This window comes from Sphingorhabdus rigui (genome assembly GCF_014196595.1).
In the GTDB taxonomy this organism is placed as follows: Bacteria; Pseudomonadota; Alphaproteobacteria; order Sphingomonadales; family Sphingomonadaceae; genus Sphingorhabdus_B; species Sphingorhabdus_B rigui.
The window spans coordinates 1,275,505-1,301,072 of sequence record NZ_JACIEA010000001.1 but is presented as its reverse complement, the minus strand read 5'-3'; the positions used below and the strand labels follow the sequence as shown (position 1 = coordinate 1,301,072).

At 55.4% G+C, this 25,568-nt stretch carries 22 protein-coding genes; 16 read left to right on the top strand and 6 right to left on the bottom strand.

Going from position 1 to position 25,568, the window contains the following annotated elements:
* Positions 1–3: 3 nt before the first annotated feature.
* The 5 genes from rimM (at position 4) to GGR91_RS05885 (ending at position 3,417) form a co-directional block, all read left to right on the top strand.
* Positions 4–510: a ribosome maturation factor RimM gene (gene rimM / locus GGR91_RS05905; RefSeq protein ID WP_183940962.1), complete on the top strand. Its 507-nt coding sequence runs from the start codon at positions 4–6 to the stop codon at positions 508–510.
* Positions 507–1,247 carry a tRNA (guanosine(37)-N1)-methyltransferase TrmD gene (gene trmD / locus GGR91_RS05900; RefSeq protein WP_183940960.1) on the top strand — a complete coding sequence of 247 codons (741 nt, stop codon included), beginning with the start codon at positions 507–509 and terminating at the stop codon, positions 1,245–1,247. Before rimM ends, trmD begins: the two co-directional genes overlap by 4 nt.
* Positions 1,248–1,254: 7 nt before the next feature.
* Entirely contained in the window at positions 1,255–1,647 is a 393-nt protein-coding gene (gene rplS / locus GGR91_RS05895; RefSeq protein ID WP_125230085.1) for a 50S ribosomal protein L19, read from the top strand.
* Positions 1,648–1,739: 92 nt separating this feature from the next.
* Positions 1,740–2,765, top strand: coding sequence for an aspartate-semialdehyde dehydrogenase (locus GGR91_RS05890; RefSeq protein WP_183940958.1), 1,026 nt, complete (start codon positions 1,740–1,742; stop codon positions 2,763–2,765).
* Positions 2,766–2,769: 4 nt separating this feature from the next.
* A complete protein-coding gene (locus GGR91_RS05885) occupies positions 2,770–3,417 on the top strand; it encodes a 2-hydroxychromene-2-carboxylate isomerase (protein WP_183940956.1) in 648 nt (215 codons plus the stop codon).
* Between the two features lie 9 nt (positions 3,418–3,426).
* On the opposite strand, the gene GGR91_RS05880 is transcribed toward GGR91_RS05885, so the two are convergent.
* Genes GGR91_RS05880 through GGR91_RS05870 form a run of 3 tightly spaced genes read right to left on the bottom strand, consistent with a single transcriptional unit; the run spans position 3,427 to position 6,437 of the window.
* Positions 3,427–4,983 (bottom strand): DHA2 family efflux MFS transporter permease subunit, encoded by a 1,557-nt coding sequence (locus tag GGR91_RS05880; RefSeq protein WP_183940954.1) that lies wholly within the window; start codon positions 4,981–4,983, stop codon positions 3,427–3,429.
* The gene (locus tag GGR91_RS05875; RefSeq protein WP_183940952.1) at positions 4,958–6,004 is read right to left on the bottom strand and encodes an HlyD family secretion protein; all 1,047 of its coding nucleotides are present in this window, start codon (positions 6,002–6,004) and stop codon (positions 4,958–4,960) included. Before GGR91_RS05875 ends, GGR91_RS05880 begins: the two co-directional genes overlap by 26 nt.
* Positions 5,997–6,437: a MarR family winged helix-turn-helix transcriptional regulator gene (locus tag GGR91_RS05870; protein ID WP_183940950.1), complete on the bottom strand. Its 441-nt coding sequence runs from the start codon at positions 6,435–6,437 to the stop codon at positions 5,997–5,999. Before GGR91_RS05870 ends, GGR91_RS05875 begins: the two co-directional genes overlap by 8 nt.
* Before the next feature lie 140 nt (positions 6,438–6,577).
* Here GGR91_RS05870 and GGR91_RS05865 point away from each other — a divergent pair, with 140 nt between their 5' ends.
* Genes GGR91_RS05865 through GGR91_RS05850 form a run of 4 tightly spaced genes read left to right on the top strand, consistent with a single transcriptional unit; the run spans position 6,578 to position 10,354 of the window.
* Positions 6,578–7,333, top strand: coding sequence for an alpha/beta fold hydrolase (locus tag GGR91_RS05865; protein ID WP_183941578.1), 756 nt, complete (start codon positions 6,578–6,580; stop codon positions 7,331–7,333).
* A complete protein-coding gene (locus GGR91_RS05860; RefSeq protein ID WP_183940948.1) occupies positions 7,333–7,905 on the top strand; it encodes a GNAT family N-acetyltransferase in 573 nt (190 codons plus the stop codon). The genes GGR91_RS05865 and GGR91_RS05860 overlap by 1 nt, the downstream gene beginning before the upstream one ends.
* On the top strand, positions 7,898–8,425 hold the full coding sequence (locus tag GGR91_RS05855; RefSeq protein ID WP_183940946.1) for a hypothetical protein: 528 nt from the start codon (positions 7,898–7,900) through the stop codon (positions 8,423–8,425). Before GGR91_RS05860 ends, GGR91_RS05855 begins: the two co-directional genes overlap by 8 nt.
* Before the next feature lie 54 nt (positions 8,426–8,479).
* On the top strand, positions 8,480–10,354 hold the full coding sequence (locus GGR91_RS05850) for a M2 family metallopeptidase (protein ID WP_183940944.1): 1,875 nt from the start codon (positions 8,480–8,482) through the stop codon (positions 10,352–10,354).
* 45 nt (positions 10,355–10,399) lie between these two features.
* Here GGR91_RS05850 and GGR91_RS05845 read toward each other — a convergent pair whose 3' ends face one another.
* The 3 genes from GGR91_RS05845 to GGR91_RS05835 form a co-directional block, all read right to left on the bottom strand.
* Complete coding sequence (locus GGR91_RS05845) at positions 10,400–10,876, bottom strand: hypothetical protein (protein ID WP_183940942.1); 477 nt, start codon at positions 10,874–10,876, stop codon at positions 10,400–10,402.
* 62 nt (positions 10,877–10,938) lie between these two features.
* Positions 10,939–12,384 (bottom strand): AMP nucleosidase, encoded by a 1,446-nt coding sequence (locus GGR91_RS05840; protein WP_183940940.1) that lies wholly within the window; start codon positions 12,382–12,384, stop codon positions 10,939–10,941.
* Between the two features lie 93 nt (positions 12,385–12,477).
* Positions 12,478–12,957 carry a peroxiredoxin gene (locus GGR91_RS05835; RefSeq protein WP_183940938.1) on the bottom strand — a complete coding sequence of 160 codons (480 nt, stop codon included), beginning with the start codon at positions 12,955–12,957 and terminating at the stop codon, positions 12,478–12,480.
* A gap of 209 nt (positions 12,958–13,166) precedes the next feature.
* On the opposite strand from GGR91_RS05835, the gene ahcY reads away from it, so the two are divergent.
* The 7 genes from ahcY (at position 13,167) to addA (ending at position 25,554) form a co-directional block, all read left to right on the top strand.
* Positions 13,167–14,561 (top strand): adenosylhomocysteinase, encoded by a 1,395-nt coding sequence (gene ahcY / locus GGR91_RS05830; RefSeq protein ID WP_183940936.1) that lies wholly within the window; start codon positions 13,167–13,169, stop codon positions 14,559–14,561.
* Between the two features lie 114 nt (positions 14,562–14,675).
* Positions 14,676–17,036, top strand: a complete 2,361-nt coding sequence (locus tag GGR91_RS05825) for a PAS domain-containing sensor histidine kinase (RefSeq protein WP_246337056.1) — start codon at positions 14,676–14,678, stop codon at positions 17,034–17,036.
* Positions 17,033–17,464: a tRNA (adenosine(37)-N6)-threonylcarbamoyltransferase complex ATPase subunit type 1 TsaE gene (gene tsaE, locus GGR91_RS05820; RefSeq protein WP_183940934.1), complete on the top strand. Its 432-nt coding sequence runs from the start codon at positions 17,033–17,035 to the stop codon at positions 17,462–17,464. Before GGR91_RS05825 ends, tsaE begins: the two co-directional genes overlap by 4 nt.
* 1 nt (position 17,465) lies before the next feature.
* Entirely contained in the window at positions 17,466–18,440 is a 975-nt protein-coding gene (locus GGR91_RS05815) for an aminoglycoside phosphotransferase family protein (protein WP_183941576.1), read from the top strand.
* A complete protein-coding gene (locus tag GGR91_RS05810; RefSeq protein ID WP_183940932.1) occupies positions 18,433–19,161 on the top strand; it encodes a nucleotidyltransferase family protein in 729 nt (242 codons plus the stop codon). The genes GGR91_RS05815 and GGR91_RS05810 overlap by 8 nt, the downstream gene beginning before the upstream one ends.
* Positions 19,148–22,123 (top strand): double-strand break repair protein AddB, encoded by a 2,976-nt coding sequence (gene addB, locus GGR91_RS05805; protein ID WP_183940930.1) that lies wholly within the window; start codon positions 19,148–19,150, stop codon positions 22,121–22,123. The genes GGR91_RS05810 and addB overlap by 14 nt, the downstream gene beginning before the upstream one ends.
* Positions 22,120–25,554 (top strand): double-strand break repair helicase AddA, encoded by a 3,435-nt coding sequence (gene addA, locus GGR91_RS05800; protein ID WP_183940928.1) that lies wholly within the window; start codon positions 22,120–22,122, stop codon positions 25,552–25,554. Before addB ends, addA begins: the two co-directional genes overlap by 4 nt.
* Positions 25,555–25,568: the final 14 nt, after the last annotated feature.

The window sequence follows — 25,568 nt, the reverse complement described above, 5'->3', positions numbered from 1 at the left end:
GCCTTGGCTGACTCAACCGTCACGCTTGCCGCCGTTTCTGGCGCGCACGGCGTGACGGGTGAAGTTCGTCTCAAGCTGTTTGCAGAAAATGTGGACAGCTTGAAACGCTACAAAAGTTTTAATGATGGTGCGTTGACGGTTAAGTCCCTCCGCCCAACAAAAGACGGCGCGATTGTGCGCTTTGCCGAAATAAATGACCGCAATGCGGCGGAAAAACTGCGCAGCACATTGTTGACCGTGCCGCGCGATGCCTTGCCTGAACTGGGTGAGGGCGAATATTATTATAGCGACCTTCTCGGGCTTCCTTGCATTTCAACCGATGGCACCGACCTTGGTAGCTGCATAGCCGTCGAAAATTTCGGCGCGAGCGACGTTCTGGAAATCCAGATGCCGTCTGCTGATGGCAAGCCGGGCAAAAAGTTCATGGTCCCAATGACTGCCGAGGCTGTGCCGGAATGGGGCGCACAAGCGGGCGGACGTATCGTCATTGATGCCGACTTCGTCATATGACGTTCGCCGCCCAGATCCTGACGCTACATCCAGAAATGTTTCCCGGTCCTCTGGGGATATCATTGGCTGGCCGCGCGCTTGAAGAGGGCAAATGGTCATGTGCGCCCATCCATATTCGTGACTTTGCGACCGACAAGCATCGGACCGTTGACGACACGCCAGCAGGCGGCGGGGCAGGGATGGTACTGCGCGCGGATATACTCGCCGCAGCGGTTGATCACGCGTCTGCTCAGCAGCCCAATGTTCCCGTTTTGGCGATGACGCCGCGTGGCAAGACGATCACGCAAAGCCGCATTCGCGAACTTGCTGCAGGCCCAGGCGTTACGGTGCTTTGCGGCCGCTTTGAGGGCTTTGACGAGCGTATTTTTGATGCCCGACCCCATATTGAACAGGTTTCGATGGGCGATATCGTCCTTTCGGGCGGCGAAATTGGCGCTTTAATGCTCTTAGATGCTTGCATTCGGCTGCTTCCCGGCGTAATGGGCGCGACTTCCAGCGGTGATGAGGAGTCCTTTGAACAAGGATTGCTTGAATATCCGCACTATACCCGACCCAATGATTGGGAAGGGCGTATGATCCCTGAAGTGTTGCGATCGGGGGATCATGCGAAAATAGCCACCTGGCGGAAACAAAGGGCGGAGGAAGATACTCGGTTACGCAGACCGGACCTTTGGGGGCGTTACAAAGACGCCCGGGTTCAGCCTGCCTCTAACGTGCGACAAAAGAATAAGGATTAAATGGGGCATGAACCTCATCCAAACACTCGAAGCCGAAGCTATTGCAGCTTTGTCAGAAAACAAAAAAATTCCTGCATTCCGTGCAGGTGACACCGTTAAGGTGGGCGTGAAGGTCATCGAAGGTGAGCGCACGCGTATTCAGAATTACGAAGGTGTATGCATCGCACGTTCGAACAAGGGCATGGGCTCCAACTTCACCGTACGCAAAATGTCGTTCGGCGAAGGTGTTGAGCGCGTATTCCCACTGTACAGCCCAAATATCGACAGCATCGAAGTTGTCCGTAAGGGCGTCGTACGTCGTGCGAAGCTTTACTATCTGCGTGGCTTGACCGGTAAGAAGGCACGTATTGCCGAACGCCGCGACCCGCGTCCTATTAAAACCACCGAGGCTGCCGAATAAGGCAGGAGCCGCGTTGCGTTTCTAACCAAACACAAAAGGCCGGGCTCCCATAAAGAGCCCGGCCTTTTTTATTGCCATTGAAGGAAGTTAACATGGGTTATCGTATCGTAGTTGCAGGCGCGACGGGCAATGTTGGCCGCGAAGTTGTCAACATTCTGGCCGAGCGCGCATTCCCTGCCGATGAAGTGGCTGTGCTGGCGTCATCGCGCAGCCAAGGCATCGAAATCGAATATGGCGATACCGACAAGATGCTCAAAATCCAGAATATCGAGAATTTCGACTGGTCGGGATGGGACATGGCGATTTTTGCCATTGGTTCCGAAGCAACCCAGAAATATGCGCCGATTGCGGCTGCTGCGGGCTGTGTGGTCATCGATAACAGCTCGTTGTTCCGCATGGACCCAGATGTCCCTTTGATCGTCCCTGAGGTTAACCCAGACGCGATCGACACATACAAGCGCAAGAATATCATTGCGAACCCGAACTGCTCGACGGCCCAGCTCGTCGTCGCGCTCAAGCCGCTGCACGATTATGCCAAGATCACACGCGTCGTTGTCTCGACATACCAGTCCGTCTCTGGCGCGGGCAAAGAGGGCATGGATGAATTGTTCGAGCAGAGCCGCAACATCTTCGTCGGTGATAGCGCAGATGCGAAAAAGTTCACCAAGCAGATTGCATTCAACGTCATTCCGCACATCGATAGCTTTCTTGACGACGGCTATACCAAGGAAGAGTGGAAGATGATGGTCGAGGTTAAGAAAATCCTCGATCCCAAAATCAAGCTCACCGCGACGTGCGTGCGTGTTCCTGTCTTTGTTGGCCACAGCGAAGCGGTGAATATCGAATATGAACGCGAAATGTCCGCCGAAACCGCGCAAAACATCCTGCGTGAGGCGCCTGGCATAATGTTGATCGATAAGCGCGAAGATGGCGGTTATACAACGCCCGTTGAAGCCGCTGGCGACGATGCGACTTATGTAAGCCGCGTGCGCGAAGATCCGACGGTAGACAATGGTCTTGCGTTCTGGTGCGTCTCCGATAACTTGCGCAAGGGGGCCGCGCTGAACGCGGTGCAAATCGCCGAACTGCTTGGACGGCGGCATTTAAAAAAGGGATAAGTATATGGGGCTGCAAGCTGATGTTTTTTGGTCGTTTCGCAGCCCCTATAGCTATCTGGCGACGCGCCGTTATCGTGCGCTTGCCGAACAATATGACCTGACCATCAACTTGCGTCCGGTCTATCCTTTGGCGGTGCGTGAGCCGGACTTTTTTGAACGCAGCCACCCGAACTGGTTGCGCTATACCTTTACCGATATGTTCCGCGTTGCGCAGTTTCATGGCATTCCATTCGGCCCGCCACGGCCCGACCCGATTGTGCAGGATGTCCGCACCCGCAAAATTGCTGATGAGCAGCCCTATATCTTCCGCCTGACGCGCTTGGGACAGGCAGCGGCGCGACGCGGGAAAAGCCTCGCATTTTGTGATGAGGTATCACGCCTGATCTGGGGCGGTGCCGAAAACTGGCATGAAGGGGACCATCTCGCTGGCGCAGCGACGCGCGCAGGTTTAGACTTAGCTGAACTGGATGCTGAAGCCATCAGTGATGCTGATGCGCTCGACACCGAAATTGCGGCCAACCAAGCGTCTCTCGAAGCATCGGGGCACTGGGGTGTCCCGACTTTGGTATTCGACGGAGAGCCGTTTTTTGGACAGGACCGCATTGATATGGCGGTATGGCGGATGCAGCAAAAGGGGCTGGTTGCGCGATAAGCCTTATCGTCAGTCAGCCATCACTGGCTGCTGTCCGGGGGCGGTTGTACCCGGCTTCAAAAAGAAGATCAGCGGGCTGATGACGATCAGCAATATCATCATCAGTTGGAAATCATCGAGATAGGCAATCATTGCGGCCTGTCTGTTGATTTCAAGGTTCATCATGTGCAATGCAGCCTCTCCGATCCCGCCAAGGCGGTCGGCGCTCGCGGGGTCAATTGCGCTCATAGATGAAGACGTGACGTGCGATGCCAGGTCTTCATGGCTCGTCTGCATGTTGCGCGCCAACATGGTTGTCATGATGGAGATGCCGAAGCTACCACCCAGACTGCGGAAGAGATAAAGCAGGCTGGAGCCATCTGTGCGCAGGCGCATGGGCAATGTCGAAAACGCGACGCCGTTCAGGGGGATGAAGACAAAGCCCATGCCAAAACCCTGAAACAAGCCAGTGTACACAATCAAGTGCCAGTCCATATTCAAAGACCAGCTTGTCATGATCCACATCGATGCCGCAGTCATCAAAAAGCCGGCGAAGATTAAGATGCGGGGATCTACCTTACCGCCAACTTTCGCCGCGATGAACATAGCGAGCACGATGCCGACACCTCTGGGCGCCAATAATATGCCGGTATCATATACCGAATAGCCATAGAGATTCTGCAGCATAGGCGGCAGCAACGCAAAGATACCGAACATCATCATGCCAACCAACAGCATCATATTTAGCGAGATAAAAAAGTTGCGGTCGGTGACCAAAAGCCGTTCAAACATCGGACGATTAGTCGTCATCTGATGCATCGCAAACATCCAGAGCGCCGCCACGACAACCAACAGCTCAATGATGATTTCCCAACTTTGCAGCCAATCTTCCTGTTGGCCGCGATCCAACAGCAACTGCAAGGTGGCGAGGCCAATAGCGAGCATCGCAAAACCAAAACGGTCCAGTTCACGGCGATTGATGGGGCGTGAAGGCAATAGCCACCACAATAGGGCCAGCGTCGGAATGCCGATGGGCAGGTTAATGTAAAATACCCAGCGCCAATTGTAATTCTCGGTCAGCCAGCCGCCAATCATTGGGCCCAATATTGGTGCAATCATGATGCCCATGCCCCAGATGGACATCGCGCGGGGTGCCTCCGACGGCTTATTGATATCCAGCATGATCGTTTGGGAAAGCGGCCCAATGAATGCCGCGCACACACCTTGGAAAACACGGAACGCCACCATCTCCGTCAGGCTTGTCGCAATGCCGCACAGCATAGATGCGAGAATGAACCCGGCAACCGCGCCGAGAAACAGATTTCGTGAACCGATCCTGTCGGCAAGCCAACCCGTGATGGGCATGGCCACCGCGCTGGCGACGATGTAGCTTGTTAACACCCAGGTGATGGTGTCCATCGTCGCACCAAGGCTGGTCTGCATGTGCGGGATGGCGACGTTGGCAATCGTCGAATCCAGAATTTGGATAATCGTCGCGCCCATGACGGCAAGCGTCAAAAGCGCCTTGTTCTTGACCGGATAAGCGGCTTGATCGAGCGGATTACTTGTCGGTGTCGATGCGGACATGGGCCGACAATCCTGCAATCATTGCACGCTTCGGCTTGTCGGTAATCGATATCCGTACAGGGACGCGCTGCGTTACCTTGACCCAATTGCCATTGGCATTTTGCGCCGGAAGGACAGAAAATTCGGACCCCGTGCCAGCGCCAATGCTTGCTACCTTACCGCGGACCTTTAGGTCGGGATAGGCGTCGAAGCTTATCTCTGCAGGTTGGCCAACGCGCATATGCGCAAGATCGGTTTCCTTGAAATTGGCTTCAATCCAGCTTTTGTTGCTGGCGACAATCGTCACACCGGGCAATCCCTGCACCATCATTTGGCCAGGCTGCAAACGATCGGCCTGACTTACGACGCCTGCGATAGGTGCGCGCACTTCGGTGCGCGAAAGGTTCAGCAGGGCCTGTTCGCGTTGGGCTTGGCCAGCCTTAATTGCGGGGTTTATTCCCGGTGCCGCCGATCCTGTGGCAAGTGCGGCGCGTGCCTTGGTTGCGTCGGCTAGCGCTGAGGCCACGCGGCTCCTTGCGTCGGACAAGGCATGTTCTGCGGCCTGCAACCTAGCGCGGGTGGTGAAGCCAGCCTGCATCAAAGAGGATTGCCGCTGATATTCTTTTTCATAAAAAGCGACATCTTCACGTGCGCTGTCAATGCCAACATTCGTGTTCTGATATTCCGTTTGAAGCGACGAAACCCGAACCTGCGCTGCGGCAATGGCGGCGTCGGCTTGCTCGATGGCGATACGATACGGCTCAGGATCAATCCGGAACAACAGATCGCCTTCTTTCACCACATCATTTTCATGGACAGCAACATCGATGATGCGTCCGCCAACCTCAGCTGAAATGGACACCTTGTCTTGCTGGACATAGGCATTGTCGGTCGACACATAATGGTCGTTGGCAATGTAATAGGCGGTTGCTCCGCCAACGAGCACCAAAGGAACCGAAACCATTAACGCCAATCGGCCAAAGCGTCGCGACTTTGTCTTGGCCGTTGTCCCAGCATCAATTTTTGGGTCAGCCTCAGCCATTCGACACCTCATGCGGTTTACGGGTTAAGTTGGCACGAATGACGTTCAACATTGCTTCCAATTCTGTTCGTTGCGTTGCGTCCAAGCCCGCCAAAGCATCGTCAAACAATGCAAGTGCGGTCGGCCGCAGAGCTTCAATTTTTTGTTCGCCTTCTGCCGTCAAGTGCAGCCGCCACGTGCGGCGGTCATTTGGGTCCGCACGGCGTTCGACGAGCCCCGCATCCTGAAGGCGATCCACCATTCTTCCGAGCGTGATCGGTTCGACGTCAAGCATATCGGCCATCGTAACCTGCGCACTTCCGTCGAAGCGCTTCAGCAGCGCCAGCACCCGCCATTGTGGCCGTGTCACGCCAACGGCGCGGGCACGCTCATCGAAAGAACGCCGCAGCAAACGCGCCGCATCACCCAATAGAAAGCCTAAATCATCGCTCATGTTGTCCATATAATAGCTATGCTTATTATGTGCAATAATTTTTGGGTGCGACGCACAAAAATATGGAAAACACTTTCCGGATCAATCTACGCGTGCCAAACCAGAGACATCCGCTGACGACAGAAGAACGACCCAAATATATGATTGCATCCAACAGTTTCGAAACAACCGACGGCACCGAAATCGCCTGGCGTGAAACGGGGCAGGGGCGCCCCTTACTTCTCATCCATGGTTTCATGTCCGAGGCTGACACCAATTGGATCAAATACGGCCATGCGGCGGCTTTGGCGGACGCAGGGTATCGCGTCATCATGCCCGACCTGCGTGCCCATGGCCTCAGCGGTAAGCCGCATGCGCCAAGCTGTTACCCGCCCGACATATTGGCCGATGACCAATTCGCATTGCTCGCGCATTTGGGGATCGAAGATTATGACCTTGGCGGTTATTCATTGGGCGGGCGAACGGTAGCGCGGATGTTGGCGCGCGGCGCGCAGCCCGGGAAGGCAATCATTTCCGGAATGGGTCTGCAAGGGCTGACGCAAACCGGAAATCGCGGCGCGCATTTTCGTGAAGTCTTCGACAATCTGGGGCACCATGAAAAAGGGACGGCAGCTTGGATGGCCGAGGCATTTTTGAAGACAACGGGCGGCGACCCAGTGGCGTTGCGCAATATATTGGAGACGTTTGTCGACACTAGCGAAGCCGAGATTGCCAGTTGGGACTTGCCGGTGGGCATAGTGTGTGGCGAGCAAGATGATGACAACGGGTCTGCCGCAGCTCTTGCTGCGCTCCTGCGCCACGGAAAGCTGTTCTCCGTCCCCGGCAATCACATGAGTGCCGTCACCAAGCCTGAGCTGGGTCAGGCGTTTGTAGCGGCGCTGACGACGACATGGTGATGCCCGACCACGCCGATTTGCAACCAACATTGGTTGGCGATAACCTATTGCTGCGCCCATTGACCGAAAGTGATTGGGACGCAATGTATGCGGTGGCTTCTGACCCGTTGCTGTGGGAAGTACACCCGGCATGGGATCGGTATAAAGAACCCGTGTTTCGTGAATATTTTGCGGGGGCGATGGCATCACGCGGAGCCTTGGCGGTTATCGACCGTGCGACGACCCGCATCATTGGTGGTAGCCGATATGGCCATTACGTACCTGACCGCAATGAGATTGAAATTGGCTGGAGCTTTCTTGCGCGCACATATTGGGGTGGAGCCTATAATCGCGAGATGAAGGCGCTCATGCTTTTCCACGCTTTCCAATTTTTTGACAGCGTTCGGTTCAATATTGGCGCAACAAATGTGCGCTCGCGCCGCGCCATTGAGAAAATCGGCGCACGCTTGGATGGTGAATATGTGCCCGAAGCGATTAACGGCGTGCCGCCAGTGCCGCATGTCATTTACCGAATGAACCTGAATGATGCCAAAGCGGCGGACATGCTGTTGGAATCGAAGCACAATGGCTGAAGGTAAATTGGAGCGTCGCTTTTGGCGATTTTGGTTGAGTGGTCTGTTGCTGCTTGCCCTGATGATCGCCATGAATCCGGCATTTTCAAATGAGATTTCACCATTCGGCATGCGGGACCATCAAACCGCAGGTACGGCCTTGCGGGTGGATGCTATCCAGGGGGCATGGCAAGCAGCCGGAGTTTTGAATCTTGCGAGATTCGGCATGGCCATCGACCTGGTCTACATCGCGATTTATGCGTTCGGTGCCTATTGCGGCGGGCGTTTATTTTCCCAATCATCAAAGCCTGCTTTGCGGCGGCTTGGTTGGACCATCGCCGTGACAGCTATTATTGGCGGCGCGGCTGACGCCATCGAAACATTATGCCAATGTGTTCAAATAATGATGCTGAAAGGCAGCGACCTGTTGGCCGGGGTCGCAGCCACTGCGCAGCCGGTTAAAACGATCGCATTTCTCGTTACGTTTTTTGGTCTGCTGACGGCGTTATACATTCGACGAACAACGCGCCGGGCGGGTTGACGCCGCCACATGAAAGTTTCACCATCGGAACATATTGTTTTCCGGGAACCCTTCATGAAAAATCTTGTATCAATCGCCGCGCTGGCATTTGCCTCACTTTCCCTTCCGACCGTCGCCATGGCGCAGGATTCCTCTGCCGCGTCATCTGCGCCGACCGTGGCTGAGGCAGATGCCTTCGTCGCGGCTGCGGAAAAGGACCTGTTTGATTTTTCGATTGAGGCTGGGCGCGTTGCATGGATCAACTCAACCCATATTACCGACGACACCGATGCACTTGCGGCACGCTATGGCGAGATTGGCACCGAAAAATCGGTCCGGTACGCTTTGGACGCGGCGAAGTATCAGGCGCTTCCTGGCTTGTCATATGACACCAAGCGCAAGCTTGATATCTTACGCGGCGGAATCGTGCTGCCCGCGCCAACGACAGCGGGTGCAGCGGCTGAACTTGCCACCATCACCACGAAACTGCAGTCCGCTTATGGCAAAGGCCGAGGCACGCTTAACGGCAAGGAAATCAACGGTTCCGATATTGAGGCTGCGATGGGATCAAGCCGCAACCCCGAAGAACTGAAAGAAATGTGGGTGAGCTGGCATGACAATGTCGGCGCGCCAATGGGCAAGGATTATGCCCGGATGGTTGAAATCGCCAATCAAGGCGCGACCGAGCTGGGCTATGCAGATGTCGGCGCGATGTGGCGTTCGGGCTATGATATGCCGGCAGATGACTTTGCCAAGCTTACGGACAAATTGTGGCTTGAGGTTAAGCCGCTTTATGATGAATTGCACACTTATGTCCGCACCCAGCTAAACAAGAAATATGGCGATGCGGTCCAATCCAAGACAGGACCCATTCGCGCCGATCTGTTGGGCAATATGTGGGCACAGGAATGGGGCAATATTTATGACGTCGTCGCGCCTCCGGGGGCTGGCGATATCGGATATGATATTGGCGCGTTGCTGGTTGCCAAGGGGTACAAGCAAACCGAAGCCGGCGATTTCAGCGCCAATCGCGGCAAGGCGGAAAAAGATATGGTCAAGGTCGGCGAAGGCTTTTTCTCGTCGCTTGGCTTTGCCCCATTGCCCAAGACATTTTGGGATCGCGCGCAATTTATCAAACCCGCCGACCGCGAAGTTGTCTGCCATGCCTCTGCGTGGGATATCGATAATGTCGACGATCTGCGCATCAAGATGTGCATCAAGGTGAAATCCGATGACTTCGTGACCATCCACCACGAACTTGGGCATAATTATTACCAGCGTGCATATAACAAGCAGTCATATTTATATTTGAATGGCGCAAATGATGGTTTCCATGAAGCGATTGGCGATGCCGTCGCTTTGTCCATTACGCCGAATTATCTGGTGCAAATTGGCCTGTTGGATGCCAGCAAGGTTCCCGGAGCGGATAAGGACAATGGACTATTGCTGCGCCAAGCCATGGATAAGGTTGCGTTCCTGCCATTTGGATTGCTGATCGACAAATGGCGCTGGGGCGTCTTCAACGGCTCCATCACACCAGCCAATTACAACAAGGGCTGGACCGACTTGCGTTTGCAGTATCAGGGCATTGTCCCGCCGGTCGAGCGCCCAGCGGATCGTTTTGACGCCGGCGCGAAATATCATATTCCCGGTAACACGCCATATACCCGCTACTTCCTCGCGCGGATTTTGCAGTTCCAATTCTATAAGGCGGCCTGCGATATCTCGGGCTGGAAGGGCCCGCTTCATCGTTGCTCATTCTATGGGAATAAAGAAGTCGGCACGCGATTGAATGCGATGCTGGAAATGGGGGCATCAAAGCCTTGGCCGGATGCGTTGCAAGCATTCACGGGAACGCGCGAAATGTCGGGCAAGCCAATGTTGGAATATTTCGCCCCACTCATGAAATGGCTCAAGGCGCAGAATAAGGGCGCGAAAAAGGGCTGGTAACCAAAATAGGCCCCGCCGTTAAAGGCGGGGCCATTTTGTTTTTGATTAAGCTGCAGTCTTAGGTGGCGTCTTAACCGGTGCCGCCTTTTTTGGTGCAGGCTTTGCGGCCGCAGTTGGCTTCGGTGCCTTTGCTGCCACCGGTTTCGCAGCAGCCTTCGGTGCGGGCTTGGTTACCGCAGCTTTTTTAGCAACGGGCTTTTTGGCAGCTGGCTTCTTGGCAGCTGGCTTCTTGGCCGGTGCCTTTGCTCCACCCGTTTTGCGATCATAAACCTTTTTGCCAGCGACGGCGGCTGCGGCAGTTGCGATAACTGCGCCTGCAACAGCAGCGGTCTTGCCGGGGTTTTCTTTGATTACGGATCCAGCCGTCGCAGCTGCGGTGGACGCTTGATCGACAGCAGATTTTGCCGTCGTCGACGCGGATTGCGCGACCGAACGTGCGCCGCCAGTTAAGCCGTCGGCGAATGCGCGGAATGTATTTAGCAGCTTGTTGAGCGGTCCGGTGTTTTCGGGTTTCTTCGGCATGGGCCGTACCTCCTTGGTTATGCTTTAGGGATAATCATTGGCTTGAGTTTTCGTTCCTGACCCTATCTGAAGGGCGGTTCGTTAAAGGCGCGAAGTTTGCGACTGTGCAGGCTATTTCCCGCCTCCCGAAGCAGCTCGCATGTCTGGATGCCGATTTGCAAATGGGCGGCGATAGCCTCTTCATAGAAACGGTTGGCTTGCCCCGGCAGCTTGATTTCGCCGTGCAGCGGCTTGTCAGACACGCATAGCAATGTACCATAGGGCACGCGGAAGCGGTATCCTTGGGCTGCGATGGTCGCGGACTCCATGTCGATGGCAATCGCACGGCTTTGCGAAAAGCGCAGGGCGGATGCCGAATAACGCAACTCCCAATTGCGGTCGTCGGTCGTGACAACTGTGCCCGTGCGCATGCGCCGTTTCAGATTGGCACCGCTGGTCCCCGAAACATGCTCTGCTGCACTTGCCAGTGCCTGCTGCACTTCGGCGATTGGCGGAATTGGAATTTCGGGTGGCAGTACGTCATCCAAGATATGGTCGTCACGCAGATAGGCATGCGCCAGGACATAATCCCCAATCCGCTGCGTTTCACGAAGGCCGCCGCAATGGCCAATCATCAACCATGCTTCGGGGCGTAGCACCGCCAAATGGTCGCAGATGGTCTTGGCATTGGAAGGCCCAACGCCGATGTTAACAAGGGTAATACCCGACCTGTCCGGCGCGATAAGATGGTAGGCAGGCATCTGGTGCCGCCGCCAAGTGCTGTCGGCAACCAGCTGCGCCGCGTTGTCCGTAGGTTTGTCGACATACAGACCGCCAGCACCCGACAAGGCGGTGTAGCGGCCATTGCCAACTTGCGTGCATGCCCAACTGACAAACTCATCCACGTACCGGTGGTAGTTCGTAAACAGGATGTAATGTTGCACATCCTCGGCTGGCGCGCCGGTATAATGGCGCAGGCGCGCAAGCGAGAAATCTGTGCGCAGGCCGTCAAACAACGCAAGCGGGGCGCTGGCATTGCCCTTGATCCGAAGTAGTCCGTCGGCGATTTCATCGCCAATGTCGGCAAGCTCGGTCGTGGGGAAATGGCGTGCGAGCTCGTTAGGGCTAACCGTGCCCAGTTCCAAATCGGCCGACCCGTCGAGAACATAAGGGAAGGGAATTTCCTGTTTGCTGCGGCCAACGGAAATCTCCAGCTCATATTGTTCCATCAGCAGATCGAGCTGCTCGCCGATATATTCTGCAAACAAATCTGGCTTGGTAACTGTGGTCCGGAATGTTCCGACTTTTTCAAGCTTGCCAAATGCAAGGTTGGACTGCGTCTCGCGCTGCTTACCGGCGTAGGTTATGACCAATTCGGGGTAACAGAAATCATTGTTGGCGCGTTGGTCGGATGAAGGCGGTGTTCGGTCCTTCAAATAATGGGCGAGTGCAATTTGCAAGCGTTTTACCGAGGCGTCATATTCGGTAACGAGTTGATTAATGATGTTTTGAGCGTGTTCACTAGGCATGGACACACATCACCGAATTTTCCAATTTTCGCAACAAAAAAAGGGAGGGTTGCCCCTCCCTTTAAATACCCAAAAGGGCAAGCTTTCGTAAAATTAAAGCTGACCGAGCATATATTCGGCGGAGCTAACGTTGAAGTCACCGGGGGCTTCGACATTCACATGTTCCACGACGCCGTCATTGACGACAAGCGAGAAACGCTGACCGCGCTTGCCCATGCCAAATGCCGAACCGTCCATTTCGAGGCCAAGTGCAGCCGCGAAATCGCCATTGCCATCTGCCAACATTGTGATCGCGTCTGATCCGCCAGACTTGTTCCATGCGCCAAGTACGAAGGCGTCGTTCACGGCGGTGCAGGCGATTTCATCAATGCCCTTGGCGGCAAGCTCATCCGACTTTTCAACAAAGCCGGGAAGGTGACGTGCAGAGCAGGTTGGTGTGAATGCACCGGGAACCGAGAATAGTGCAATGCGGCGGCCTGCGAAATATTCTGCGGATTGAACAGGCTGCGGGCCTTCAGCGGTCGCTTTTACCAACTTAACGTCAGGGATTTTGTCGCCAACGGAGATGCTCATATTTGGATTCCTTTTGAAATTGGGGTTGGACGCATATTCCGGGACCCGCTCGGGCAAGTCAAGTAGCGGTTCCTCTTCAGTCGTAAATTGCGTTCCTCAAATCACGAAATAGCCGGCTGCATTGCCATATAAAGCAATCTTTATATTTGATTTCGTTGAAAGCTACGGCTAAGGGCGGTCGCATCAAAAACCTCCCGGAGACCAAGCCTGTGGCTTTCAACGATTATGTCATTGCCGATATTAATGAGGCCGATTTCGGTCGCAAAGAAATAAACATTGCCGAGACCGAAATGCCCGGCCTGATGGCGCTGCGCGAAGAATTCGGCGCATCGCAGCCATTGAAGGGCGCGCGGATTGTCGGTTCGCTCCATATGACCATTCAGACGGCGGTTCTGATCGAGACGCTGACAGCGCTTGGTGCAGATGTCCGTTGGGCCACATGCAACATTTTCTCGACACAAGATCACGCAGCTGCGGCAATTGCCGCGCAAAACATTCCTGTGTTCGCAATTAAGGGCGAAAGCCTTGCCGATTATTGGGATTATGTCGGTCGCATCTTCGATTGGGGTGACGAAACCACGGCGAACATCATCCTCGACGACGGCGGCGACGCGACGATGTTTGCGCTTTGGGGCGCAAAGCTTGAGCGCGGCGAAACCTTTGGCGACCCTGAAAATGAAGAAGAAGTTGAATTCCAGCGCGCGCTGAAGGCATTTGTTGCCAAGAAGCCGGGTTATTTGACGGAAACCGTGAAGAACCTGAAGGGCGTTTCGGAAGAAACCACGACGGGCGTGCATCGCCTTTATGAAATCGCAAAGAAGGGCGAACTGCCATTCCCTGCGATCAACGTAAACGACAGCGTTACCAAGTCAAAGTTCGACAACCTCTATGGCTGCAAGGAATCGCTTGTAGACGCCATACGCCGTGCCACCGACGTGATGTTGGCCGGTAAGGTTGCATGTGTTGCGGGCTTTGGTGATGTCGGCAAGGGTTCGGCCCAGTCGCTGCGCAATGGTGGCGCGCGCGTTATGGTCACTGAAGTTGACCCGATCTGCGCATTGCAGGCGGCGATGGAGGGTTTTGAAGTCGTCACGATGGAAGAGGCCGTACAGCGCGCAGATATTTTCTGCACCGCAACGGGCAACGCCGACGTGATCACGGCCGAGCATATGATGAACATGAAACCCATGAGCATCGTGTGCAACATCGGTCACTTTGACAGTGAAATCCAGATTTCCGCTTTGTCCAACTACCATTGGAATGAAGTTAAGCCCGGCACGGATCTGGTTGAATTCCCAGACGGCAAGCAGATCATCGTTCTTGCAAAGGGCCGCTTGGTCAACCTCGGCTGTGCAACCGGACATCCAAGCTTCGTGATGTCGGCAAGCTTCACCAACCAGGTGCTCGCGCAAATCGAACTTTGGACCAACGGTGCAAACTATAAAAACCAAGTCTATGTTCTGCCAAAGCATCTCGACGAGAAGGTTGCGACGCTGCACCTTGAAAAGCTTGGCGTTAAGCTGACCAAGCTGACTGACAAGCAAGCAGGTTATATCGGCGTATCGACCGAAGGTCCGTTCAAGCCAGACCATTATCGTTATTAATTCGTCGTCTTTCGAGACCTAAGAAAAGCCCGCTGCGGAAACGTGGCGGGCTTTTTTCATTGCGCGGCGCAAGCATTTGGGCATTAGCTTGTTCTGGGTAAATTAAAGGGCTTCATGACGATGACAGGCACCGGCCTGCCAATTGCACTGATCGGGGTTTTAATGGCGCTGTGGCTCGTCGGAGCCATAGTCGCTATCTGGATCGGGCTGTCCCTGCGTAATGAATCGCGCAAAATGTTAAGTCAGACGTCGCGGCTACGAAGGCTGCTTGAAACCGCTCCTGCATTTCCGGTCGTGGTGAAGAGCGATGGACGACTTGAGGCACCAGACCGGTTTTCGAGATTGCTTGGGCTGATGACGCCAGCGACAACGCTTTCGGACTTGGGCGGGCATGATGAGGCTGGCCTTGCCATCGATGATATGGCGGCACTTGATGCAAAAGTGCGCGAGACCCAGCGTACGGGAAAATCCTTTGTCCTTGCGTTGGCCATTAAAGGTTCCGAACGTCGTTTGACAGTTGTCGGAAATATCGCCGATGTAGCTATCTATCCCAATGGAGCAGCTTTGTTATGGTTTTTCGATTCCACCGATAGTTTGCGCGAGCTTGAGAAGCGAACGCAGGAATCGGAAGAGGCCCGCACCGCATTTGCTGCACTGGCTGGCCTAATCGAAGCAGCACCTCTTCCGATGTGGCATCGACGTCCGGATATGCGCCTACACTTCGTAAACCATGCATATGTTGATGCGGTTGGCGCAACGGACGGCCTTCAAGTGGTTAAAGAGGGAATCGAACTGCTGGAACCTGAAAAGGGTAAGAGCCCCGCTGATTGGGCAGCGGAAGCCATGGCTGCGGACGCCCAGCGTGAGCGAATTGTTTCCGCGACGTTGAATGGTGAACGACGCCAGTTGCGCGTGTTTGATATCCCCTTGGGTCAATCAGGCGTTGCAGGGCTGGCGATCGATGTTCAGGATTTAATTGATGCCAAGTCCGAGGTGCGCGAACTTTCCGAAGCACAGCGCGACCTTTTGAACCTGATGTCAGCAGGTGTCGCCCAGTTTGACGCGCGCCATGTGTTGACCTTCGCAAATTTGCCCTTCCAAAGTCTGTTTACTTTCCGTGACCAATGGCTGTCCGAAAAGCCGGAATTCGCGCGTGTACTGGATCGTATGCGCGAAAATGGGAAGGTACCTGAGGTCCGGGACTTTCCAACCTGGCGTCGGGAGCGTGAAGATTGGTTTAGAACCTCCGATCCCAACGAAGAAAACTGGCTACTTCCTGACGGAACGCATTTGCGCGTTTTGGCGCAGCCAATCCCGGACGGCGGCCTGTTAATGATTTTTGAAGACCGCACTGAGCAAGCGCAACTGGCCAGTGCGCGCGATATTTTGCTGCGCGTCCGGAGCGCAACCTTTGACAATTTGTTCGAAGCGATTGCAGTATTCTCGGCTGACGGCCGGCTTAGTATATGGAACCGTTTATTTGCCGAAACTTGGGGGCTGAACGACGACCTGCTTCTTGAACATCCGCGTTTGGATGAACTGTTGCCTTGGATGGCCCAGCTTTTGTCAAAGCCATCGCAAATTACCACCTTGGGTGAACTCATTCGGATGACGTCGTCAAGCCGCGAACAGCGCAAGAGCAAGGCGGTCTTTGCTGACGGACGTATGTTCCAGATCGCGACGGTACCACTACCAGACGGCAATGCGCTTTTCACGATGTTGGATATGTCGAACAACCTTAAAATCGAGCAAGCACTGCGCGACCGGAATAGCGCCTTGCAAGAGGTTGATGCGATTAAAGGCAAATTCCTTGCAAATATGAGCTACGAATTCCGAACGCCACTCACATCCATCAGTGGATTTGCGGACCTGCTAAAAGAAGGTATTGCGGGCGACCTAAGCGATCAGGCGAAGGAATATGTGGATGCCATTCTGCAATCCGCTGACCGCTTGTCCGACCAGATCAACACAGTTCTGGATTACAGCCAAATTGAAGCCGGAGCGTTGCCGCTCGCGCTCGAGCACACCGATGTTCCGACATTGGTCGCGCAGATTGCGGACAGCAAAGCGGCGATGGCACAGGCGGCTGAGGTTGAGCTACAAGTCGATGCGGGCAACGGTACTGGAGAGATGGCGCTTGATCCGAAACGGATTATGCAAGCGGTGGGGCAGGCTTTGGACAATGCGATCCGGTATAATAAAAGCGGTGGGCAGGTTTTAATGCTTGCACGTTGGCAAGGCGATGCCCTTGAATTCGTCGTGTCAGACAACGGGCCTGGTATGCGCGAGGCAGATGTCCAGCGCATTTCTTCCGATAACGCGGTTCCCAAGAACGCGGATAGCAACGGTTCCATGACGCAGGGTTTGGGTTTGCCGTTGGCGCGTCAGATTATTGAATCGCACGGTGGGACCTTCCATCTACATTCTGCGCCGGGTGAAGGCACTGTGGTTATCATGGTGTTGCCGCGGCCATGATGATCGCAACCGATTTGGATATGCGCGAATATGGCCGCGAATTGGCGAAGACATTGTCGCCATCAGATTGGGTCGCCATTAACGGGCCGCTGGGCGCTGGAAAGACCGTATTGTGCGCTGGCATATTGGCAGGCCTTGGATTTGAAGGTGAAGTGGCGAGCCCATCCTATGCCATCGTGCATAGCTATGACCCGCCAGAGGTTTTGGTTGCCGTTGCCCATGTCGATTTGTATCGCTTGGACAATATCGACGACTTGGACGAATTAGGGCTCATCGCCGAACGCAGTGATCGCGTAACGCTGGTGGAGTGGGCGGAACGCTTCGGCGGCGGCTATGTGCAGCCCAGCCATTTAATCGATATCGTGCCGCAAGCGGACGGCAGCAGAATTTTGACTTTGAAAATGGATAATGATGACACCCGTAACTGATATGGTACCGCCCGCTGGACTGGACGAATTTTTGACGCGCCACGGCTGGACTGATGCGCAGATATCTCCGGTGGCGGGCGATGCGTCTTTCCGGCGCTATTTCCGCGTCAATTCCGATGCGCGCGGCAAGGCTATATTGATGGATTCACCGCCGCCGCATGAAGATCCGCAACCCTTCCTCGATATTGCCCAATATTTGACGGGGCATCAATTTCGGGCGCCACAGATTTACGGCACGGACCTGACCCGTGGACTGGTATTGCTTGAAGATTTTGGCGACCGCAGGATGCGCGAACATCTCGATGATCATCCAGAGGATGAGGCCAAGATATACCGCGCCGCTATTGATACGATTGTGCGATTGGCAAGCACTCCTGCAGCGGATGCGCAACCTTATGACATGGCGACCTATCTGCGCGAAGTGCAGCTGCTCACCCAATGGTATATGCCGGCGATGAGGCTCCCCTTTGACGCGAACACATTTGACCAGATGTGGGTTGATGCGCTGGCTCCATTGGCATCTTGTCAGGATGTGACAGTTTTGCGGGATTATCATGCTGAAAACATCATGCTGCTTGATGATGGGGAACAAGGCATCATTGATTTTCAAGATGCGCTGGTGGGGCATCCTGCATATGATTTGGTATCGTTGCTGCAAGACGCGCGGCGCGATGTCCGCCCAGAGCTTGAGGCAGACATGCTGGCTTATTATCTGACGGCGGCCAATCCGGGGCCTGACTTTGACGCGAACTATGCGTTGCTGGGTGCGCAGCGGAATACCAAGATTATCGGCATATTTACGCGGCTGTGGAAGCGCGATGGTAAGGAGAAATATTTGTCCTTCTTGCCACGCATGTGGGGCTTGCTGGAACGCGATTTAGCGCACCCGGCGCTGGCGAACGTCAAGCAATGGTTCGATGCCCACATACCTCCCGAAGTCCGCAGCCTTAGCCCATTAGACATTACGCATGGTTAAGCATGTGAACACTGCAATGATCATGGCGGCGGGCAAGGGGACGCGGATGATGCCGCTCACCGCTGACCGCCCAAAGCCATTGGTTGAGGTCGGCGGCGTTGCTTTGCTCGACCATGTTCTGGATCATTTGCGTGATGCCGGCGTTGGCAAGATTGTCGTTAACGCACATTATCGCGCCGACCAGATTGAAGCGCATCTTGCCGCCCATGCGACGGATTTTGACGTGTTGATATCCGATGAACGCGATTTGCTGCGCGATACAGGCGGCGGGCTGGTTCAGGCATTGCCGATGATTTCGGACGATCCTTTCATCTGCGTGAATGCCGACAATTGGTGGACCAACGACGGGGAGAATGCGATCTCGCGCCTGATGGCGCATTGGGATGCTGCACGCATGGATGTGCTGATGCTGCTGGTGCCTTTGGCGACGGCATACAATAGCCAGGGCATTGGTGACTTTAACATGGACGCAGATGGCCGGCTGTCGCGTCGCGTGGGTGACGCGACTGCGCCTTACGTCTGGACAGGTATTCAGCTGCTTTCCAAAAAGCTGATTATTGACCCACCGTCGGATGTTTTTTCGACCAACGTCTTTTGGGATCGTGCCATTGCAGAGGGACGGTGCATGGGGTTGGTGCACGAAGGAATGTGGTTTGATGTCGGCTATCCCGCGGCAATTGCCGCCACCGAAGAACGTTTGGGCCTGCATGGCGCCTGTTAACGCCACGGCGCAGCGCGTGCGCGTTTTTAACGTCCCGCTTGGGAACGATTTATGCGACGTAACTGCGCAATGGATATTGCAGACATCGGGGCAGGACCCGCTCACGGTTAGCAGCACAATATTGCTGCTACCCAATAACCGCGCCATCAAGGCCATGACAGAGGCGTTCGTCCGGCAAGCCGCACCGGGTTTGCTGTTGCCCCGCATGGTCGCGGTTGGCGATATGCAACTTGACGAGGCATTGGGGCCATTGCTCGATCCCATTGCGTCGGAAGACATTATCTGGCCCGTCATTGGATCGTTTGACCGGCTGATGCTGTTGGCGCGGTTGGCGCAGGAACATCGGCCGCAAGGTACGTTTTTGTCGTCTGCTGAAGCGCTGCGTTTGGCGCGCAAGCTGGCCGAGCTCATTGATGAGCTTGAGGTCGATTTGGTCGACTTCGATGCGTTGTCCGACATTGCAATCGAGGCTGACCTCGCCGGGCATTGGCAACGTGCTTATGGTCAGCTTTTGACGATCTTGCCCGCCTATCGCGCCGAACTTGCTGCGCGAAAATTGATGGGGCCTGCCGAACGCCGAAACAAGCTTCTGGCCGGGTTGGAACGCCGTCTGGCTGAAAGCAGTTTTGACATGCCGATCATTGCGGTTGGCATAACTACATCAGCCAAAGCCGTCGCAAAATTGCTGCGCCGTGTTGCCCTCATTCCAAATGGGCATGTCATTTTGCCCGGCGTCGACCTCGACTTGGCTACGGATCGTTGGGACAGTCTTTCTGCGGCAGTTGAACCCGATAATTTGCCAACGCGCCGCCGGAGTTTTGAGGTGCATCCCCAATTCCACCTGAAACATTTGCTCGACCTAATGGGGATAGACCGAAGCGAAATCGATTTGTTGCCAACGGCACGCGTCGAACGCGTGGCCGATACCATTTCGGAAATTTTCTGCCTTCCTGAACATAGCGTGGGTTGGCAAGAACTGGCACCGTCGCGCAAGGCGCTATCACATACGCAATGGTTTGAGGCTGATGACAGCGCGCTGGAAGCAAAGGCCATTGCGGTGCGCATTCGCGGCGAGTTGGAACAGGCCGAAAAGCGGATCGCGCTGATAACGCCTGACCGTGAGCTGGCGGTCCGTGTTGCGGCGCAACTGCGTCGTTGGGACATATATGTCGACGACAGCGCGGGTATACCGCTTTTGCAAACAGCAAATGGCTCACTGGCGCTCGCGTTGGTTGACGCGATTTCGGGGCGGTTTTCCGGCACGTCGCTATTGGCGATTGCCAAGCACCCTTTGGTGTTTGCAGGGCCCGACAGGCTCGATTGGCTCGATAAGGTGCGGCTATTAGATCTCGAATTACGGGGAACCGCCAACGGTGTTGGGCTGAGTGCCATTACGCGGCGGTTGGAAAATGCCCGCAAAGCAAAGCCAGAGCTGCTTGAATGGTGGCAGGGCTTTTTTCAAATCCTTGCGCCGCTCGAAAATGTCGATGGGCAACCGTTCAGCTGTATCATTGATGCACTGCGCGACGTTGCGACGAACTTGACCGACGGCGCTGTGTGGCGCGGGGCAAGTGGTCGTGAACTTGGGCGGATGTGGGAAGAAGTCAGCGGCGGCGACCTGTCGACGCTTGGACGTATCGATGCCACGGGGTTGGCGGCGACGTTTAACGAAATCTTCTCCTGCGCGGTGGTGCGACCCCCATATGGCGGACATCCGCGTGTGGCCATTTACGGCCTGTTGGAAGCACGATTGCAGCAGGCGGACCTCATCATCTGTTCAGGGTTGAATGAGGGCACATGGCCGCAAATAGCGCAGCCGGACCCTTGGCTCGCACCCGCCATCCGGCGGCATTTGAAACTGCCAACCTTGGACCGGAATATCGGATTGTCGGCGCATGATCTTGCGACCGCATTGGGTGGTCGCGAAGTGCTGTTGACGCGTGCGCGGCGTGACCGTGGCGGGCCAACGGTTGCCTCACGCTTTCTGCTGCGGATAAAGGCGCTTACGGCGGACAAGATGGAACGGGACCAACAGTCTCTTGCGCTGGCAGCGCAGCTGGATGAACCCGCCCATAAGGTGCCCTTTGAAAGCCGCCCATTGCCACGTCCCTCGGCGCAGCAGCGATTGGTTAGTCTGTCTGTTACGGATTTTGACCAACTGAAGTCTGACCCTTATTCATTTTACGCAAAACGCATTCTCGGCCTGCGTGTGCTCGAAAAGGTCGATGCCGAACCGAGCTTTGCTTGGCGCGGATCGTTGGTGCATGACCTGTTGGAGCAGTGGTTCAAACAAGACAATTGTGCCGTCGATAAGCTCGTGCAGCGTGTGGACGACTTGCTGGCACAAGAGGCAACGGATCCGTTGTTACGTGCATTGTGGCAACCACGCATTGCCGCCGGCCTGCGCTGGGTGGCCGAAGAAACCAAAAGGCAGATGCATGACCATGGCCGCGTTGTCGCAGTGGCCGAACAACCCGGCAAGGTCGACATCATGGGCATAACCGTGAACGGCCGCGTCGACCGGATCGACAGGCTTGCGGACGGCAGTCTGGTGATCGTTGATTACAAGACGGGCATGCCGCCATCGACCAAGCAAGTGAATGCAGGCTTTGCCCTCCAGCTTGGCCTCATCGGCTATATGGCCGAGCAGATGGCGATCAAAGGTGTGGCGGGCCTGGCGACCAAGTTTGAATATTGGAGCCTAGCGAAAAACAAGGACAAAGGCTTTGGTTACATCGCAGTCCCGACGAGCACGCGGCCGAGCGATAACAAGCCTGCAAGCACGGAGTTTGTGGCCTTTGCCGTCGCGCAAGCAGAAGAGGCTATCGCGCAATGGATTTTGGGCGATGCGCCCTTCACCGCAAAGCTGCATCCTGAATTTGCGCATTATGGTGACTATGACCAATTGATGCGGTTGCAGGAATGGAATGGTCGGCAGTCGATTTCGGAGGAACAGGCATGACCTCTAAATCCCCGACGCTGAAACCACTCATCCCGGCGCAGCGCAGCGCCGTCATCCCCGGTGATAACATCTGGCTGAGTGCCTCTGCAGGAACCGGCAAAACGCAGGTTTTAACGGCGCGTGTGATCCGGTTGCTGTTGGAAAGCGACGTCGAACCTGAAAATCTATTGTGCATCACCTTTACGAAGGCTGGCGCGTCCGAAATGGCGGACCGGATTAATGAGCTTTTGGCGTCTTGGGTGCAACGCGAAGATGGGGCGTTGTTTCACGACCTTGAAGCCATTGGCGCGAACGCGGGACCAGATGCCCGAAAACGCGCACGCCAGCTTTTTGCAAAGGTGTTGGACGCGCCGGGTGGTGGCTTACAGATATTGACCATCCATAGCTTCTGTCAGTCGTTGCTTGGCAGCTTCCCCGAAGAAGCCGGATTGGTTCCGGGATTCAAACCGATTGAAGGACGCGAGCAGCAAGAATTGTTGCGCGAGGCATTGGTCAACCTGGTGCTTGAAGCCGAAGCGCGCGGCGACACGAAAATGGTCGCGGACCTGCAGGAACTTTCCCTGAATATGGGTGAGGACGCTGCGCTGCGATTCCTGCACAGGGCGGCGGCATCGCCGGATGTCATGACCATGATCCCCAATGATGCCGGCGCGGTGGTCTGGGCACGGCGACTGGCAGGCGTTCATTTCGATGGTCCTGTTGAGGATATGCTGGAAGATGCCTTTGCCGATGCGCGCATTCCACGCGCGACATTGCAGGCGGTCATTGATGCCAACCTTTTGTGGGGCAAGAACAAGGCAGATAGCCGCGGCGGCAAACGTGCGGCAGTCCTTCAGGATTGGCTATCGCGAACACCGACCGAACGCGCGGCGCTCTTGCTCGATCTGCATCGCTGTTGGTCAACGGCCAAGGGTGATCCCCAGATTTCGACGAGCGGACATACACCGACAACGGAGGTCTATGCCGAACACGCGCTCGAAATGTTCAACTGGACGAACCAACTATTGGGCGAAGTGACACGTGCGCAATATGCCGACAGGCTGGCGCGGGCATTGTGCATCGGCAAGGAATTTGCCGCGCAATATAGCCGCGCCAAACATGCCATCGGCGCGGTTGATTTTGACGATATGATCCGGCGCACCGCCGAACTTTTGCAGCATGGCCAAATGGCGCAATGGGTCCGGTTTAAGCTCGACAAGCAGATAGACCATATCTTGGTGGATGAGGCGCAGGATACCAACAAAGCGCAATGGGATATCATCAGCGCGCTGAGCGACGATTTTTACAGCGGTATGGGTGCCAACCCCGAAAAGACCCGCACGCTGTTTTCCGTCGGCGATTTCAAACAAGCGATATACGGCTTTCAGGGGACTGCACCTGAACGTTATGACGAAGCGGGACGCTATTTTGCCGAACGCATTGATGCCGCCGGAAGCGAGTTGAAACGGCTCACCTTATCGCGCAGTTTCCGTTCGACCGCGCCGATACTCGATTTTGTAAACGCGGTGATCGACGAGTCTGGTTCTGCCGATTTTGGTATCACCGATATCATTGACCCGCATTACAGCGAAAAACCGGACATCGGCATGGTCGAGCTTTTGCAGCCCATATCCGCAAAGCCGAACGCAGCGGGCGACAGCGATGCGTCGGATGAGGAAGAAGACTGGTTCAGCGACGAAAAGCGCGCACTGGCCGAACGATTGGCCGATCATGCGAAGGCGCTCATCGACGAGAAACCTTGGTTGGAAAGCCAGGGGCGTCATTTGGAGCCGGGCGACATCATGTTCCTGCTGCGCAGCCGCGGTGACATGGCGTCGCTATTGGTCGCGCAATTGCACGAACGCAACGTTGCGGTTGCGGGCATCGACAGGCTGAAGCTGTTGCAGCCGTTGGTGGTGCAAGACCTGCTGGCAGCAATCAAATTTGTGCTTCAGCCAAATGACGACCTGAGCCTTGCATGCTTGCTGGTCTCGCCCATCATCGGGTGGACGCAGGAACAGTTGCTTGCTCATGGCTATGTCGGCGATCGCGAGGGCAGCCTGTGGCAGCATATCCGCGGGAAACCCGAACTTGCGGATGATCTTGCGCCGTTGCGCGATATGCTGGCTGCGGCTGATTTCACAACCGTATATCACTTCCTCGAACAGATTTTGTCCGGACCCATTGGCGCGCGGCGCAAATTTACTGCCCGATTGGGACGCGAGGTTTTGGTGCCAATCGAAGAAATGTTGAACTCAGCACTTCAGTTCGAACAACAGCATCGCGGTGGCCTGCAAAAGTTCATGGCGTGGTTCGACCGCGGCGAAATTGAAATCAAACGCGAAAGCGACAACAGCACCAAGGAAGTCCGCGTCATGACCGTCCATGGTGCCAAGGGCTTGCAAGCACCCGTGGTCATTTTGGCGGACATCACGTCTGATCCCACAAAAAAGCCCGATCAGTCGGTTGAGCTGTTGATGGACGAGGGGCAACGCACGCCGTTGCTGCCCATTCGCAAAAGTGAGCAGTCAGGCCGTTTGCAAGACATTGTCGAGATGCAGAAAACCCGCGAACTGCAGGAGCATAAGCGGTTGTTATATGTGGCCATCACGCGCGCGGAAGAGCGGCTGATTATGGCGGGGTCGTTGGGCATTAGCCGCAAGGGCGAGGCACCTGCCGAAAGCTGGTGCGCCGCGATTGAAAAAGGCATGACGGCGCTCGGTTGCATTTGGGAAGACGACATGCGCTGGGGCAGGGTGATGCGTCATGTGGGCGCGGAAGGCGCGTCGATGGTGGCGCCGGTAACTTCTGCGAAAAAGCAATCGCCGACGGTAGCTCGGCCAGCCAGCCCCGAATGGCTATTCGCCCCTGCGCCTATTGAGCAGCGCCCACCGCGTCCTTTGGTGCCATCGCGGCTTGACGATGACGATTATGGCGATGCCCCTGCAAACGCAGCGATGCGCAAAGCCGCCAACCGCGGGAAGCTGATCCACGCTTTGTTTGAACGCATCACGGATAGCGAGTCGCTCAAAACTGCGGAGCAATGGCTGGCAGTTCAGGCACGAAACGATGATATCGATCCGGCCCAATTGTTGGCCGAAGTGAACGCGGTTGTCGGCGATCCGGTCTGTGCGGCGTTATTCGGTCCACTTGCGCGCGCTGAGGTTCCGCTTGTGGCTGTTGTGGGCGAAACCGTTATCAATGGCCGCATCGACCGGCTGCTCGTCGAACCCGGATTGGTGCGCGCTGTCGATTTTAAAACGGGTCGAAGCGTCCCCGGCGATGCACATAGCGTCCCGGTTCCGCATTTGCGCCAAATGGCACATTATCACGCGGCGCTGCGGACGATTTTCCCCGATTGCAAGATTGAGGTTGCTTTGCTGTTTACGCACGCAGCCCGGTTTATCACGCTTTCGGACGAGATATTGGCACCTTATTATCCTGCCTCTTGACGGCAGAACAAAAA